General features: G+C 70.0%; 16 protein-coding genes and 2 tRNA genes. 2 read left to right on the forward strand and 16 right to left on the reverse strand.

Annotated elements, in window-relative coordinates:
* Window positions 1–2 precede the first annotated feature (2 nt).
* Together VMS22_06400 and pyrR are read right to left on the reverse strand one after the other, a co-directional pair.
* Window positions 3–998 (reverse strand): aspartate carbamoyltransferase catalytic subunit, encoded by a 996-nt coding sequence (locus VMS22_06400; protein ID HXJ33658.1) that lies wholly within the window; start codon window positions 996–998, stop codon window positions 3–5.
* Between the two features lie 11 nt (window positions 999–1,009).
* Complete coding sequence (pyrR, locus tag VMS22_06405) at window positions 1,010–1,555, reverse strand: bifunctional pyr operon transcriptional regulator/uracil phosphoribosyltransferase PyrR (GenBank protein HXJ33659.1); 546 nt, start codon at window positions 1,553–1,555, stop codon at window positions 1,010–1,012.
* A gap of 181 nt (window positions 1,556–1,736) precedes the next feature.
* On the opposite strand from pyrR, the gene VMS22_06410 reads away from it, so the two are divergent.
* Complete coding sequence (locus tag VMS22_06410) at window positions 1,737–2,666, forward strand: glutathione S-transferase family protein (protein ID HXJ33660.1); 930 nt, start codon at window positions 1,737–1,739, stop codon at window positions 2,664–2,666.
* Here VMS22_06410 and VMS22_06415 read toward each other — a convergent pair.
* From VMS22_06415 to VMS22_06440, 6 genes are all read right to left on the reverse strand, one after another.
* Complete coding sequence (locus VMS22_06415) at window positions 2,656–4,551, reverse strand: hypothetical protein (protein HXJ33661.1); 1,896 nt, start codon at window positions 4,549–4,551, stop codon at window positions 2,656–2,658. The genes VMS22_06410 and VMS22_06415 overlap by 11 nt on opposite strands.
* 167 nt (window positions 4,552–4,718) lie before the next feature.
* Window positions 4,719–5,597, reverse strand: a complete 879-nt coding sequence (locus VMS22_06420; GenBank protein HXJ33662.1) for a cation diffusion facilitator family transporter — start codon at window positions 5,595–5,597, stop codon at window positions 4,719–4,721.
* Window positions 5,598–5,604: 7 nt separating this feature from the next.
* Complete coding sequence (locus tag VMS22_06425; GenBank protein HXJ33663.1) at window positions 5,605–6,120, reverse strand: adenine phosphoribosyltransferase; 516 nt, start codon at window positions 6,118–6,120, stop codon at window positions 5,605–5,607.
* Window positions 6,117–6,824 (reverse strand): LysM peptidoglycan-binding domain-containing M23 family metallopeptidase, encoded by a 708-nt coding sequence (locus VMS22_06430; protein HXJ33664.1) that lies wholly within the window; start codon window positions 6,822–6,824, stop codon window positions 6,117–6,119. The genes VMS22_06425 and VMS22_06430 overlap by 4 nt, the downstream gene beginning before the upstream one ends.
* 15 nt (window positions 6,825–6,839) lie before the next feature.
* A complete protein-coding gene (surE, locus tag VMS22_06435) occupies window positions 6,840–7,601 on the reverse strand; it encodes a 5'/3'-nucleotidase SurE (protein ID HXJ33665.1) in 762 nt (253 codons plus the stop codon).
* A gap of 69 nt (window positions 7,602–7,670) precedes the next feature.
* A tRNA-Pro gene (locus tag VMS22_06440) sits at window positions 7,671–7,744 on the reverse strand.
* A gap of 245 nt (window positions 7,745–7,989) precedes the next feature.
* On the opposite strand from VMS22_06440, the gene VMS22_06445 reads away from it, so the two are divergent.
* Complete coding sequence (locus VMS22_06445; GenBank protein ID HXJ33666.1) at window positions 7,990–8,484, forward strand: hypothetical protein; 495 nt, start codon at window positions 7,990–7,992, stop codon at window positions 8,482–8,484.
* A gap of 295 nt (window positions 8,485–8,779) precedes the next feature.
* On the opposite strand, the gene VMS22_06450 is transcribed toward VMS22_06445, so the two are convergent.
* From VMS22_06450 to VMS22_06485, 8 genes are all read right to left on the reverse strand, one after another.
* A complete protein-coding gene (locus VMS22_06450; protein HXJ33667.1) occupies window positions 8,780–9,097 on the reverse strand; it encodes an integration host factor subunit alpha in 318 nt (105 codons plus the stop codon).
* Window position 9,098: 1 nt separating this feature from the next.
* Window positions 9,099–11,510 (reverse strand): phenylalanine--tRNA ligase subunit beta, encoded by a 2,412-nt coding sequence (gene pheT, locus VMS22_06455; protein ID HXJ33668.1) that lies wholly within the window; start codon window positions 11,508–11,510, stop codon window positions 9,099–9,101.
* Entirely contained in the window at window positions 11,510–12,553 is a 1,044-nt protein-coding gene (gene pheS / locus VMS22_06460; protein ID HXJ33669.1) for a phenylalanine--tRNA ligase subunit alpha, read from the reverse strand. The genes pheT and pheS overlap by 1 nt, the downstream gene beginning before the upstream one ends.
* Window positions 12,554–12,556: 3 nt before the next feature.
* Window positions 12,557–12,916 carry a 50S ribosomal protein L20 gene (rplT, locus tag VMS22_06465; GenBank protein ID HXJ33670.1) on the reverse strand — a complete coding sequence of 120 codons (360 nt, stop codon included), beginning with the start codon at window positions 12,914–12,916 and terminating at the stop codon, window positions 12,557–12,559.
* 18 nt (window positions 12,917–12,934) lie between these two features.
* Complete coding sequence (rpmI, locus tag VMS22_06470) at window positions 12,935–13,135, reverse strand: 50S ribosomal protein L35 (protein HXJ33671.1); 201 nt, start codon at window positions 13,133–13,135, stop codon at window positions 12,935–12,937.
* Between the two features lie 14 nt (window positions 13,136–13,149).
* The gene (gene infC, locus VMS22_06475; GenBank protein HXJ33672.1) at window positions 13,150–13,665 is read right to left on the reverse strand and encodes a translation initiation factor IF-3; all 516 of its coding nucleotides are present in this window, start codon (window positions 13,663–13,665) and stop codon (window positions 13,150–13,152) included.
* Window positions 13,662–15,611 carry a threonine--tRNA ligase gene (gene thrS / locus VMS22_06480; protein HXJ33673.1) on the reverse strand — a complete coding sequence of 650 codons (1,950 nt, stop codon included), beginning with the start codon at window positions 15,609–15,611 and terminating at the stop codon, window positions 13,662–13,664. Before thrS ends, infC begins: the two co-directional genes overlap by 4 nt.
* A gap of 43 nt (window positions 15,612–15,654) precedes the next feature.
* A tRNA-Val gene (locus tag VMS22_06485) sits at window positions 15,655–15,726 on the reverse strand.
* Between the last annotated feature and the right edge of the window lie 14 nt (window positions 15,727–15,740).

Genomic DNA, 15,740 nt, shown 5'->3' on the forward strand with positions numbered 1-15,740 from the left:
CGTCACGCCCGCCCCCCGCTGCGCCCGCGGACCACCGGCGCGTCGGTCGCCGCCTCCAGCTCGGCCGCGTCCTCGGCCTTGCTGCGCGCGATCAGGAGATAGAGGAGCGCCATCCGCACGGCGACCCCGTTCGTCACCTGGTTCATGATCACCGAGTACGGGCCGTCGGCGACGGCGCTCGAGATCTCGAGCCCCCGGTTCATGGGGCCGGGATGCAGGATGATGACCTGCGGCTTCGCGAGCCGGACGACCTCTTCGGTGAGGCAGTAGTAGTGCGAGTACTCATCCAGGCTCGGGAAGAAGTTCGCGCCCATCCGCTCGCGCTGGACCCGCAGCATCATGACGACGTCGGCGTCGCGCACGCCGTCGGCGAGGCGGGTGTGGACCTCGGCCCCGAGCGCCGCGAACTCGCGCGGCACGAGCGTCGGCGGCCCGACCACGCGCACGGTCGCGCCGAGAGCGCGCAGGCCGTGCAGGTTCGAGCGACCGACGCGGCTGTGCAGCAGGTCGCCCACGACGGCCACCGTGAGCCCCGCGATCGCGCCGCGGCGCTCGCGGATCGTCAGGAGATCGAGCAGCGCCTGCGACGGGTGCTCGTGGCAACCGTCGCCGGCGTTGATGATCGGACACGAGACGTGGCGTGCGAGCAGATGCGCCGCGCCCGACATCGAGTGCCGCAGCACGATCGCGTCGGGCCGCATCGCCTCCAGGTTGCGGGCCGTGTCGACCAGCGTCTCACCCTTGCTCGCGCTCGAGCTGGATCCCGAGATGTTGACGGTGTCGGCGGACAGCCGTTTGGCCGCGATTTCGAACGACGTCCGCGTGCGCGTGCTGTTCTCGTAGAAGAGGTTGATGACCGTCTTTCCGCGCAGCGCCGGCACCTTCTTGATGTCGCGGTCCGAGATCTCCTTGAACGAGGCCGCCGAGTCGAGGATCGACGTGATGGCCTCGGCCCCCATGCCCTCGAGCCCGAGCAGGTGACGCTCCGCGAATGCCATGCGTCCCTCCATCACGGCGCCTCGACGAGGACCTCGTCGACGCCGTCCGCCTCGGCCAGCCGGACCGCGACCTCCTCCTGGCGGGAGGTCGGGATGTTCTTGCCCACGTAGTCGGCGCGAATCGGCAGCTCGCGGTGGCCACGGTCGACCAGGACGGCGAGCTGGATCGCCTGCGGCCGCCCGAAGTCGATGATCGCGTCCATGGCGGCGCGGATCGTGCGCCCCGTGAACAGCACGTCGTCGACGAGCAGAATCCGCCGCCCGTCGACGTCGAAGTCGATGCTGGTGCCCTGGACGACGGGGTTCTGCATGCGCCGGTCGAGGTCGTCGCGGTAGAGCGTGATGTCGACGACCCCGAACGGGACGGGCTCGCCGCCCTCGATGTCGGCGAGCAGGCGGCGCAGGCGCTGGGCGATGTACACGCCGCGCGAGCGGATGCCCACCAGGGCGAAGCCGGCCGTCCCCCGCCCCCGCTCCACGATCTCGTGGGCGATGCGGACGAGGGCGCGCTGGATCGCCTGGGCGTCCATGACGAGCCGGGTGCCGTTCGCCGTCATGCCGCCCGGTCGAAAAAAAAGCCTCCGCGGCCGAGCCGGGAGGCGTGCGCGTGTGAGCGGAGATCTACCGAGTCCATCGTAACCCTTCCTGACCTCGCTGGGTCAAGTTAAAAGGTCCGTCGATCGTTCGAGCTGCGTCCACATACGCGGCGAGTCTCGTACTGTCAACAAGGAGGATCCGATGACACCCGATCACACCGCCCTCATCCTGCATCAGTACGACACGTCGCCGTTCTCGGAGAAGATCCGCAAGGTGCTCGCGCACAAGCGCCTGGCGTGGTTCGCGGTCGAGCAGCCGAGCATCATGCCGAAGCCGGACCTCGTGCCGCTGACGGGCGGCTATCGCCGCATCCCGGTGCTGCAGATCGGCGCCGACGTGTACTGCGACTCGCAGCTGATCGCGCGCGTGCTGGAAGCGCGCCGGCCCGAGCCGACGATCTACCCCGGGCGCAGCGAAGCGACCTGCCACGCCTGGAACCTGTGGGCGGACCGGCTCCTCTTCCTGCCGGTCGTGTCGGTCGTGTTCGCCGAGATCGGGGAGTTCGTCCCGAAGGCGTTCGTGGACGATCGGTCGCGCATGATGGCCGGACGCGACTTCGCCGAGATCTCGAAGCAGGCGCCCTACGCGCGCGACCAGCTCCGCGGCCTCGTGGCGACGCTCGACGCGCAGCTCGCCGACGGGCGGCCATTCGTCCTCGGCGATGCGTTCGGCCTGCCCGACGCCGCCTGCTACCACCCGCTGTGGTTCCTGCGCGTGGCCCCCGGCGCGCGTGACCTGCTGGCGCCCTTCGCCCACGTTGCTGCCTGGATGGGCCGCCTGGAGGCGATGGGCGACGGCGACAAGACCGTCGTCGCCCCCGCCGATGCGCTCGCGATCGCCCGCGCCGCGACGCCCGCCCCGGGAACCGTTGCGCCCGGGGAGCCGAACGGTCTCGCGGCCGGCGACGCCGTGAGCGTCACGCCGGACGACTACGGATTCGACCCGGTCGCCGGGACCCTGCACGCCGCCTCGGCGCACGAGGTGGCCGTACGGCGCATCGACCCCGCCCTGGGCGAGATCGTCGTCCACTTCCCGCGCGTCGGCTTCCGCCTGAGCGCGGTCAGTCGGTGACGACCTTCGAGGGGACGCAGAACTCCAGGCGGCGGGTGAGCGTGATCTCGAGCGGCCCGAACTGATTGTTCGTGAACGGGTGCATCGTGCCGAACGGATCGCGGTGGCGCGCCTTGTAGCAGACCAGGCTGTCCGGGTGGGACGGCGCCGTCGGGTCCTCGCCGTTCTTGTTGGCCGGCACGCAGAGGTAGCGCGGGCGCAGGACGTCCAGCGTGTGCGCCCCGAACTGGTCGACGGCGCTGACGCCCCGCTGCGGGACGAACTTCGCCGTGCCGCGGGTTCGCTTCACGGAGTAGCACTGGAAGTGGTCCGTCACCGGCGCCGCCAGCGGCGGCGTCGGACCCGACAGGCTCTTCGCCGTCGGGACCATGAGATAGGTCCGGCGGACGAGGTCGAGCGTCACCGTGCCGAACTGGTTCGTCACCGTCTGCGCCCCGATCCCCACCGGACCGTTCGCGTCGGCATAGCCGAAGAGATGGTCCGGATCGGTCGCCGCGGTCGGATCCTCGCCGTTCTTGTCCGACGGCAGGCAGAACGGATGCGGCGTGCGGATCGGCAGCGTCGTCGTGCCGTAGCGATCCTGGATCGTCACGCCGGGGATCTTCGTGAACGCGAAGGGCTTCGTCTCGTAGCACTGGAAGTGGTTGAGGGGGAGGCACCCCAGCGTCGTGCTCGGCGTGTGGGTGCACCCCAGGAGGGCATCGCACGCGTCGATGGTGCACGCGTCCTCGTCGTCGCAGCGGGCGCTGTTGTCGACGAACTTGCACCCGTCGGTCGGGCTGCACGTGTCGTCGGTGCAGGCGTCGTCGTCGTTGCAGACGATGGGCGTGTGCGTGCATCCCGAGGCCGCCGCACACCCGTCGTCGGTGCAGGCGTCGTTGTCGTTGCAGTCGAGCTCGCTGGTCGTCTTGCAGGTGCCCGTCAGCGGATTGCAGGCTTCCGTCGTGCAGGCGTTGTTGTCGTCGCAGACGAGATCGATCGGCGGATACTCGCACTGCCCCGTCGCGGGATCGCAGACGTCGCGGGTGCAGAGGTCGTCGTCGCCGCAGGTGGGCGTCACGACGTCCGTGAACACGCACGCGCCGGTCGCCGAGTCGCACGAGTCGTCGGTGCAGGCGTTCTGGTCGTCGCAAGTCTTCGTGTCGAGGGTCTCGCATTTGCCCGTGGACGGGTTGCACGCCTCGGTCGTGCAGGCGTTGTTGTCGTCGCACGTCGTGGCGCCGGTCTGGGTGCACGCGCCCGTCTGCGGATCGCAGACCTCCGTCGTGCACTTGTCGCCGTCGTCGCAGACGACGTCCGGATTGGAGCAGGCGGCCGAACCCGCCTTCGCCGGGTCACAGAGGTCCTGCGTGCACTTCTTCCCGTCGGCGCAGAGCAACACGGACGTCTTCTTCTGCATCGGGAACGAGCCGAGCGGCGTGTCGACCTCGCCATCGTGGAGGACGCCGCCGCTGTAGGTGGCCGTCGCCGTGATGAGGCCGCCGACGACGTCGGCCAGACTGACCGTGTACGGGATGAGCCCGCTCGTGACGTTCACCGTCGAGGGGTCGCACGGGGACAGCGTCCCGCCGACGCACGGCACGCTCGGGCTCACGACGACCGAAGTCCCGTTCGGCAGCGTCATCGTGAACGCGCCGCCTTCGAAGGCGCAGCTGCCAGCCGACGATTTGTGAACGGACACCTGATAGAAGACGCTCTCGCACTCCGAGACGCCGCCGATGACGTTCGTCACGCCGTCGCCGCGGAACACGCGCATGTCGATCGCCACGGGGGCCGGCGTGCAGCCCGGCGGATCGACATGAGCGCGCGCGGCCGGCGCGATGGCGAGCACGGCGAGGGCCGCAACCACCGCCCGCATGGCCGTCCTGCTGCGTCGTCGAGTCATGGGAACGCCCCCCTGCAGGACGGGACAACAACACAGAAACCCGTCGGTCGTAAAGCACTTTTGGCGTGCCGCGGGGGGCGTGAACACTCGCGCCGCCGCGCGAGCCGTCTAGTACCTTGGTTGCAGACGCCATGCGCCGCGGCGAGCCGCGGCGACCGAAACTGGACTCAATGGGCGGGTTCGGCCGCCCGCCGGCTCTCGGCCTCGACCTGGATCGTCACGTGGTCGATGGCGAAGCGATCCCGGCACACGCAGGTGAGGTCGTTCAGCATCGTGTCGGGGGTCGAGCGCCCATCGGCGACGACATGGGCGGACAGCGCGTAGCGCCCCGTCGTCAGCGTCCAGACGTGGAGGTCGTGCACCTCCTCCACGCCGGTCACGCCTTCGAGTCCCTGCTGCAACGCCGCGAGGTCGACGTGGGCCGGCACGCCCTCCATCAGCACGTCGACGGCCTCGCCGACGAGCTTCCACGAGCTGCGCAGGATCAGGACCGCGATGGCGACGCTCGCCAGCGGATCGGCGAGCGTCCATCCCGTCGTGACGATGATCACGCCCGCGAGGATCGCGCCGACCGAGCCGAGGAGATCGGAGACGACGTGCAGGTACGCGCCGCGCAGGTTGAGACTCGCGGACTTGTGCGCGTGCAGGCGGGCGGCGACGATCGCGTTCACCGCGAGACCCGCGACGGCGATCGCGAGCATCCCTCCGCCGGCGACGCTGGGCGGCGCCTGCAGGCGGTGCCACGCCTCGAACAGCACGAAGATGACGAGCACGGACAGCGCCACGCCGTTCACGAAGGCGGCCAGGATCTCGGCACGGTAATAGCCGAAGGTCTTCTGGGGCGACGCGGGCCGCGAGCACATCCAGAGCGCGAACCAGGTGAGGGCGAGCGCCGCGACGTCGGTGAACATGTGCACGGCATCGGTCACCAGCGCGAGGCTGTTGGTCGCGAGGCCGCCCACGAGCTCGACCAGGCACAGGCCCGCGCTCACGATGAGCCCCGAGCGCAGGGCTCCCGCTTCCTGCGTGTGGTCGCGCGCCTCCACGTCCGCCTCAGTCGTAGCGGACGAGCGCGTGTACCTCGTGTGGCGCCAGGCGCGCGCGGCCGCGGAGGAAGCCGAGCTCGATCACGAACGCGCACGCGGCGACCTTCCCCCCGCACTGCTGGACGAGCTGGATCGCCGCCGTCGCCGTCCCGCCGGTCGCCAGCAGGTCGTCGATGAGGAGCACCCGGTGGCCGCCGGCGACGGCGTCATGGTGGATCTCGAGGGTGTCGGTCCCGTACTCGAGCTCGTAGCTCGCCTGGTGCGTTCGGTACGGAAGCTTGCCGGGCTTGCGCACGATGGCGATCCCGGTGCCGAGCGAGAGCGCCGCGGCGGCCCCGATGATGAAGCCGCGCGACTCGATCCCGAGCACCGTGTCGACGCGGCCCCGGTACGGCGCCACCAGCGCGTCGACCATCGAATGGAAGGCCGGGCCGTCGGCGAGCAGCGGCGTGATGTCCTTGAACACGATCCCCGGCTTGGGGAAGTCGGGAATGTCACGGATGAGACGTTTGAAGTCCGTCATGGTGCGGGCGCCCCCCGAGACGCCGTCCTTCGCGGTGGTAGGTAGTAGAGCGGATTGCGAGCGACGTTGTCCTTGCGGACTTCGAAGTGCAGATTCGGCTGCGACGTCTCCCCCGTCTCGCCGACCTCGCCGATGACGTCCCCCTGGCGCACGATCGTGCCCACGAGGATCGTGTTGTCCTGGTTGTGCGCGTACACCGTCGCATAGCCGTCGCCGTGCTCGATGATGACGATGTTCCCGTAGCCCCGCAGCTCGTCGCTGTAGAGCACGCGACCGCCGCGCGCCGCGCGCACCGGCGTGCCGGTCGGTGCAGCGATGTCGATGCCGTCGTGATGCGCGTCGCCGCGCATCCCGAACGTCGACGTGACCGCGCCCTCGACCGGCCAGACGAAGGGCGAGCGGTCCGGCGGCAGCTCGCTCTCCGCCGGTTGGTCGTCGCGCGAGCGCGCCGGCGTGATGAGCGCGACCGGCAGCTCGCGCGTCGCATTCGGGATCACGAGCTTGTCGCCTACCTCGATGCGGCTCGGATCGGTGATGCCGTTGGCGCGTGCCAGCTCCCGGTAGTCCACCCCGTAGGCCTTCCCGATCCGGTAGAGGTTCTCGCCCGGCTTCACCTGGTGTCGGAACGCGGAGGTCGTCGGCCGGCAGGCGCTCGCGAGCGCGAGCGCTCCCAGCACCACGATGACCGCCACCTGCCGCACCACCGCACCCTTCTTACCCTACGGCCACGTGCCCTGCACGGGGGCGAGGGAGTCGAAGGCGCGATAGTTCGTCAGATCGAGCTGGATCGGCGTGATGGAGATCAGGCCCTGGTGCACGGCGTGGAAGTCGGTCCCCTCCTCGGCGACGAACGGAACCTCCTCGCCGGCGATCCAGTAGTACTTCCGCCCCCGGGGATCGACCTTCTCGACGATCGCGTCGCCGTAGCGCCGGCGCCCCATGCGCGTGAGCGCGACCCCGCGTGGCGTCGGGCCCTCGAACTCCTGCGGGACGTTGACGTTGAGGAGCGTGTCGGCGGGCAGCCCGTGCGCCAGCACCCAGGCGGCGACCCGGCCCGCGAACGCCTTGGCGATCGCGAAGTCGAACGTCCCCCGCCCGATGAGCGAGAGCGCGATCGACGGCACGCCGAGCAGCGTGCCCTCCATCGCCGCGCTCACCGTGCCCGAGTACGTCACGTCGTCGCCCAGGTTCGCGCCCCGGTTGATCCCCGAGACGAGGAGCGCCGGGCGCGTCTTGAGGATGCCGTTGAGGGCCAGGTTCACGCAGTCGGTCGGCGTGCCGTCGACGGTGTAGCGTCCGGGTCCGACCGACTCGATCCGCAGCGGGCGATGCAGCGTCAGCGCGTGGCTGCACGCGCTCTGCTCGCGGTCGGGCGCGACGACCACCACCTCGCCGAGGGCTGCCATGGCGTCCGCCAGCGCCGCGATCCCCAGCGAGTGAATCCCGTCGTCGTTCGAGACGAGGATGAGCGGGGCGGACATGGAGCGCGGTGAAGGTGCCACCAAGGTGGCGGCGCTGCAAGCGACACGCCGCCACCTTCGTGGCGTCAGTCGGGGCGAGCCGATTTGAACGGCCGACCACTCGCACCCCAAGCGAGTGCGCTACCGGGCTGCGCCACGCCCCGCCGTGATCGGCAACCTCTTAGGGGTCGGCCCGTGGGCAGTCAAGCGACAGTCAGCGCGTTGACACGTCCGCGCACGCGTCGGCCGAAATGCGCGCCGCGGTGTCAAATTGGCGGCGAGCGCGGCAGTTTCTCGCCACGCGGCGAGCCCTCGTGCGCGCAAACGGCTGCGCAGCTTCACGAGTTGCAAGCACCGGCGCCGCTGGCCCGCGCCTTGCACTCGCCATGTCACGCCGGAGGGCACACACATGTCGAAGAACGTCGCAACCGAAGCCGCAGCGGCACTCGAGCAGACCCAGGACGCACGCGACCCGGGACCGCGCCCGCGCGACCCCGAGATCCTCGCCGAGCTCTTCGCGCCCGAAGTGGTGCTGCCCGAGCAGCTGACACAGGGCTATCGTCGCGACAGCTACGTCTCCGGTGAGAAGGCCCTCATGCTCGCCGTCCTCGAGGACGGCATCCGCTGCTTCCAGGAGCATCTCACGAACCCGCGCTCCAACCCGCGGCTGCTGTCGAAGCAGGCCGAGGAGTGGATCCGCGCGGTCGACTACGAGTGGCCCTTCTCGTTCAACAACGTGTGCGAGACGCTCGGCATCGATCCCGAAGCGCTGCGCGAGAAGCTCGTCACGTGGAAGGCGCAGCGGATCGCGTCGATGGAAACCGCCAACGGCGGCCCGACGCCGGCCGAGAAGAAGGTCTACCGCCTCCACCTGCGCACCAAGCGCACGAGCGGCGTTCGGTAACTCCAGCCCGAGCTACCGGGCTGGGATCGGACGCGTAGGCCGCCGCGCTCTGCTACGCGCGGGCGGCATGTCGCGGCCGGCTAAGCCGGCGCGACAACGCTAGTACGCCTGAGCCGCGTGTTTGCGCGCGACGTGCTCCGATCCTGCGACACCGCGACGGTCGATTTCCGCGGCATCCGGGAAGCCGCGCGTACCTAGTATGGCGCGCCGGCTTTGCCGGCCGCGCCATGCCGATCGCACGTACCACCGACGCTACACCCTCGCCCCCGACCCAAGACGAAGTCTTGGGTCGGAGTCATTCGTCTGCGGCGGTGTCGGCGGCGGTGACGGCTTCGCCGTTCATCGTCTTCTTCAGGACCTGGCTGGCCTTGAAGGAGAGGACCTTGCGGCCGCTGATGATGATCTCTTCGCCGGTCTGGGGATTGCGGCCTTTGCGGGGGCGCTTTTCGTGGACGATGAAGTTGCCGAAGCCGGAGATCTTCACCTTGCGGCCCTGCTCGAGGCATCGCTTCACGATCTCGAAGACCGACTCGACGACGTCCGTCGCTTCCTTCTTCGAGAACCCGATCTTCTCGTGGATCCGCTCGACGATGTCCGCTTTGGTCGTCGTCATGTCAGCTCCGGAGTTCGAGCGCGAAGCGGGCGGCGAGGTGCGCGCGTACCCGTCCGTGCGTGGCATTGACCTCCTCGTCGGTGAGAGTCCGATCGGGGTGGCGATACGCGATCGAGTACGCGAGGCTCTTCTTGCCCTCGGGGATCGGCGTTCCCCGATAGCAGTCGAAGCAGCGGGCTGACTCGATGAGCGGGTCTCTCAACGCGCGGATCTCCTCCAGGATCGACTCGCTCGCAAAGGCCTCCTCAACGATCACGGCGATGTCGCGGCTGACGGCCGGGAAGCGCGGAACCGGCCGGAGCCCGACGCGGCGCGGACGATAGTGAGCGACTTCCTCGAAGTCAAGCTCACAGATGAGCACTTCCCCTGCAAGATCGAGGGCCTGCACGACCCTGGGATCGAGCGCGCCGACGACGCCCAGGACCCGCTCGCCGTCGGCGATCGCGGCGGTCTTGCCGGGGTGGAGGAATCCGGACACCCGGTGCGGCCGCCAGCGCAGGGCGTCGGGATCGGCGCCGAGTCCGACGAGCACGTTGCCGACGATGCCCTTCAGATCCAGGAACTCGACCTGGGGGCCGCTGCGCTCCGCGCCCATCGGCGGCCAGAGGCCGTGCAGCACGATCGACACGGCGCGCCGCTCCTGCCGTCCCCCGGGTCCGGCGCCGAATCCCTTGCCGATCTCGAACGCCGCCACGAACGAAGCACCGTTCGCGACGTTCAGGTGCAGGGCGCGCAGCAGCCCAGCCAGCGGCGAGCGGCGCAGCTCGCCGAGATCGCCCGACAGCGGGTTGCGGAGCGCGATCGGTTCCAGACCGGCGAGGACGTGGCCCGGCACGCGCTCGTTCGTCGCGTGATCGGTGAAGGCGAGCGTCACCATCTCGGTGAGACCCTCGGCGACGAGCGCGGTGCGGAGGCGGCGGGAGAAGCTCCGCGAGGCGCTGTCCGACCCGCAGGTCATGGGGACGGCCGGCAGCGTCGTCGGGATGGTTTCGTATCCGCCGAGGCGCGCGATCTCCTCGATCACGTCCTCCTCGATGCGAAGATCGCCGCGATGGCTCGGCGGCGCGACGACCAGCACCGGTCCCTCGCCCGAGCAGGCCGCGCCGAGCGCGCGCAGCCGCCGCGTGACTTCCGCCTTCGGGGTCGCGACACCGAGGAGCGAGGCCGCGCGCGACGGCCGCAGCCGGATGGCCGGCGGATCGATGCCGGCGACGCTCCCCGTGTCGCGTACGATCCCCGGCGCCACGTTGCCGCCCGCCAGCCGCGCGATGAGCGCCGCGGCGACGTCGGCGGCCGGCTCGACCATTGCCGGATCGACGCGGCGCTCGAAGCGATACGCGGCCTGCGAGAGGAGACCCAGCCGGCGGGCCGTACGCCGCACGCTCGCCGGCGCGAAGAACGCGCTCTCCAGGAGGAGCGACGTGGTCCCGCTCGTCACCTCCGAGTCTGCACCGCCCATCACGCCCGCGAGCGCGACCGGCCGGCGGCCGTCCGCGATCACCAGGTCGGATGGCTCGAGGACGCGCGCGACACCGTCGAGGGTCGTGAAGGCCTCGCCGGCCGACGCCCGCCGCACGATGATGTGCCCCCCCTCGACGCGCGAGAGGTCGAAGGCGTGCAGCGGCTGACCATGCTCCAGCATCACGAAGTTCGTCGCGTCGACGATGGCGTTGATCGGACGCATGCCGGCGCGCCGCAGGCGCAGGCGCACCCCGAGCGGCGACGGCACGATGCGCACGCCCCGGACGACGCGCGCGCAGTACTCGGCGCAGAGGTCGCGGGCGACGATCTCGACCGACACGGCGCTCGCGGCCGGCGGGCCGCTCTCGCGCAGACGCCCTCGGGGCATCCGCAGGCGCGCGCCGGTGAGCGCGGCCACCTCGCGCGCGACGCCGAGGACGGACAGGCAGTCGGCGCGGTTCGGCGTCACGTCGAGGACGAGCACGGTGTCGGCCACGCCGGGCAGCTCCGTCACGGGAGTCCCGAGCGGCGCGTCGGCGGGGAGGTCGAGCAGGCCCGAATCGTCGTCCCCGAGCCCGAGCTCGACCTCGGAGCAGAGCATCCCTTCCGACGCGACCCCGCGCAGGGTCGCCGCCCGGATCTCGGTGCCGGTCGCGAGCACCGCCCCGACGCGCGCGACGGGAACCCGGCGTCCCGGGCGGACGTCCGGCGCACCCGACACGACCGTGAGCGGCGTGTCGGCTCCCACGTCGACGCGACACACCCGCAGCCGGTCGGCGTCCGGATGCGCCTCGACGGCCGCGATCCGGCCGACGACGACCCGCGGATCGATGCGACCGACGGGCTCGAGCCCCTCGGCGACCAGACCCGCCATGGTGAGGCGATCGGCGAGCGCCGCGGGCGAGAGGTCCACGGCCACGAACTCGCGCAGCCAGTCGAGCGGGATCCGCATCAGAACTGTCCGAGAAAGCGCAGGTCGTTGTCGTAGAACAGGCGCAGGTCGTCGAGCCCGAGGCGCAGCAGCAACGGCCGGTCGATCCCCATGCCGAAGGCGAAGCCGCGCACGCGCTCGGGATCGTAGTCGACCGCTCGGAGGACGTTCGGGTGGACCATCCCGCACCCGAGGATCTCGAGCCAGCCGGATCCCTTGCACACCCGGCACGAGGGATCGGCGCCGCGGGTCGCGCGCGCGCACCGCACGCACCCGATATCGAGCTCGCCCGACGGCTCGGTGAACGGAAAGAAGCTCGGCCGGAAGCGCACGGGCGTCGCCGAGCCGAACAGGCGGCGGACGAACTGCACGAGCACGCCCTTCAAGTCGGCGAACGTCACGCGGTCGTCGATCATGAGCCCCTCGACCTGCTGGAACATGGGCGAATGGGTCGCGTCCGGGTCGTCGCGCCGGTAGACGGTGCCCGGCACGATCACGCGCAGCGGCGGGCGCATCGCCCGCATGGCCCGGATCTGCACGGGCGAGGTGTGCGTGCGCAGCAGCAGGTCGTCCGCGCCCGCGACGTAGATCGTGTCCTGCATGTCGCGCGCGGGGTGATCGGGCGGGATGTTGAGGGCCCCGAAGTTGTGGAAGTCGTCCTCGATCTCCGGACCCTCGACGACCTCGAACCCCATGGCGACGAAGATGTCGACGATCTCGTCCTCCACGGCGCGCAGCGGATGGACGTGCCCGCGCGGCCGTGCGCGACCCGGCATGGTGACGTCGATGCGCTCCTCGGCGAGCCGGCGCGCGAGCTCCGCCTCCCGGAACTGCCACTGCCGCCGATTGAGCGCCTCCCGGACGATCCCATCGATGTCGTTGGCGAGCGCGCCCATCGCCGGGCGCTCCTCGGCCGGGAGCTGTCCCAAGCCCCGCAACAGCGCGCTGAGTGAGCCCTTGCGGCCGAGGTACTTGAGCCGGATCGCCTCGAGCGCGTCGTCGCTCTCGGCGGCGGCGATTTCCGCCAGGGCCGTCTCGCGTATCTCCGCGAGCGCGGCGCGCACGGGCTACGCCGTCGCCTGGCTCTTTGCGAGCGCCGCGAGCTCGCCGAACGCCTGCGGATCGTCGAGCGCGAGCGCCGCGAGCATCTTGCGATCGACCTCGACCGCCGCCTTCTTCAAGCCGGCGATCAGCCGGCTGTACGAGAGGCCGTGCTTGCGGGCCGCGGCGTTGATCCGCACGATCCAGAGGCCCCGGAAGTCGCGCTTCTTCTGCTTGCGGTCGCGGTAGGCGTAGGTGAGGCCGCGCTCGACGGTCTCGCGAGCCTGGCGATAGGTCTTGCGCCGGCCACCGACGTAGCCCTTCGCCATCTTCATGGTCTTCTTGTGGCGGCGGCGCGTCTTCGGGCCGCCTTTCGCGCGTGGCATGATTCGCTCCTTGGGCGCTCAGCAGCCGTACGGCAGCAGGCGCTTGATCGACTTCTCGTCGGCTGGGTTCACGAGCCCCGCGCGGCGGAGGTGCCGCTTCTGCTTGCGGGTCTTCGAGCTGAGGATGTGCCGCTTGAATCCCTTGTGTCGCTTCACTTTTCCCTTGGCCGTGAAGGTGAACCGCTTGGCGGCCCCTCGGCGGGTCTTGAGCTTGGGCATGGGTCTGGTCCTTTCTACTTCGCGACGAGCATCATCGACATGCTGCGACCTTCCATCCGCGCGGACTGCTCGATGACGGCGATGTCGGTGAGCATCCCCGCGACCCGGTTGAGCATCACGTGCCCGAGCTCCGGGTGCGTGATCTGCCGGCCCCGGAAGAAGACCGTCACCTTTACCCGATGTCCCTCGCCGAGGAAATCCCGGATGTGGTTCACCTTGAAGTCGACGTCGTGCTGGCTGGTCTGCGAGCCCATCTTCACTTCCTTCAGCTGGCTCGCGGCCCCTTTCTTGCGCGACTCCTGGGCCTTCTTCTTCTGCGCGTACCGGAACTTCCCGTAGTCCATGATCCGGCACACCGGCGGGTTCGCGGTGGGCGCGACCTCCACGAGGTCGAGCTCCTTCTGATCGGCGATGCGCTGCGCGTCCTGCGGCGTCATGACGCCCAGCTGCGCACCGTCCGCGTCGATCACCCGGATCTCGCGTGACCGGATCTGATGGTTGATCCGAACCTTCTCTTCGACTTTCGCTATGACCCACCTCCTGGCATGCGCGCGTCGGTCGCGACGCGCGTGACGAACGCGTCGAGCCCGACGGCGGGCTCGTTGTTCCCTCCGACCCGCGGTGCGACCGTGCCGTCCGCCGCCTCGCGCTCGCCGATGACGGCCATGACGGGGACCTTCGCCACCTGCGCCTCGCGGATCTTGTAGCCGAGTTTCTCGCCGCGCAGATCGGACTCGGCGCGCAGCCCCGCGGCGCGGCAGGCCGCCTCCACGCGTCGCGCGTACGCTTCGACCTTCTCGCTGACCGGGATCACGCGGACCTGCTCGGGCGCGAGCCAGAGCGGCAGCTTGCCGTTCGTGTGCTCGAGCAGGATCGCGATGAACCGTTCGAGCGAGCCCAGGACCGCGCGGTGCACCATCATGGGCGTCGCCTCGGTGCCGTCGGACGTGACGTAGCGCAGGCCGAAGCGCTCCGGCATGGCGCAATCGATCTGCACCGTGGCGAGCGTCCACGACCGCTCCAGCACGTCGCGGAAGTCGAAGCCGATCTTGGGACCGTAGAAGGCGCCCTCGCCCGGCAGGACCGTCGTCGGATAGCCGGTCTTCTCGGCCGCCCGGTGGAGCGTGGCCTCGGCCGTGTCCCACAGCTCGACCCGCCCGAGGAAGTTCTTCGGGCGCGTCTGGACGGACACCTCGACGCGATCGAAGCCGAAGGCGGCGTAGACCTCCTTCACCATGGCGACGAACGCGTCGATCTCGCCGTCGACCTGGTCCGGCGTGCAGTAGATGTGCGCGTCGTCCTGCGCGAGCGAGCGCACGCGCGTGAGCCCCTGCAGCGTGCCCGACGGCTCGAAGCGATGCAGGCGGCTGAAGTCGGCGTAGCGGATCGGGAGATCGCGGTAGGAGTGCTTGTGGGCCGCGAAGAGCTCGCAGTGCCCCGGGCAGTTCATCGGCTTCACTCCGTACTCGTCCTCGTCGACCTTCATGAGGAACATGTCCTCCCGGAAGGCGCCGTAGTGGCCCGATTTCTTCCAGAGCTCGGTCTTGAAGATGAGCGGCGTGATCACCTCGGTGTAGCCGTAGCGGGCATAGAGCCGGCGGACGTACTCGACCAGCATGTTGTAGACGATGGCGCCCTTCGGATGGAAGAACGGGGAGCCCGGGGCGAGCGGGTTGAACGAGAAGAGATCGAGCACCTGGCCGAGGCGGCGGTGATCGCGTTGCTTCGCCTCCTCGACGCGCCTCAGATACGCGTCGAGGTCCTGCTTGGTCGCCCACGCCGTGCCGTAGAGGCGCTGGAGCTGCTCGTTGTTCGCGTCGCCGCGCCAGTAGGCGCCGGCGATGCTGGTCAGCTTGAAGGCGTCCAGCCGGCCCGTCGACGGCACGTGGGGCCCGCGACAGAGGTCCACGAAGTCGCCCTGGCGATAGAGCGAGATCGGCTCGCCGGCGGGAAGGCCCTCGATGATCTCGACCTTGTACTTCTGCCCCATGTCGCGGAAGAGGCGGATCGCGTCGTCGCGCGTCACCTCCTCGCGCACGACCGGGTGGTTCTCGCGCGCGATCTTCCGCATCTCGTCCTCGATGAGCGCGAGATCCTCTGGCGTGAACCCCTCGGGCCGCTTCACGTCGTAGTAGAAGCCGTTCTCGACCACGGGCCCGATCGTGATCTCGGTGCCGGGGTAGAGCCGCGTGATGGCGTGCGCCATCAGGTGCGCCGACGAGTGGCGCAGGACCTCCAGCCCATCGGGGCTGTCGGGGACGACCGGCGTCACCCGGCAGTCCTGCGTGAGCGCGCGACCGAGGTCGACGATGCGCGTCGCGCCGTCCGCCTCGACCTTGGCCGCGATGGCTCGCTTCAGCTCCTTGCGGCTGGTCCCGTTCTGCTCGCCGTGCGCTCGGAGCGCGTCGCCCGCCGTGACGCCCGCCGGCAGGCGCAGCGGTGCGCCCTCGGCGAAGGTGACGGTGATGTCAGACATCAGGCGATTGCATGAGGGGGCGAGGTCGGGCGGACCATGAGAGTAGGCACGGGCGGGATTGAACCGCCGGCCTCTTCCGTGTCAAGGAAGCGCTCTTCCACTGAGCTACGTGCCTGCGCAAGGTTTCGA

This window comes from Candidatus Eisenbacteria bacterium (genome assembly GCA_035577985.1).
Lineage (GTDB): Bacteria > Desulfobacterota > Binatia > DP-6 > DP-6 > DATJZY01.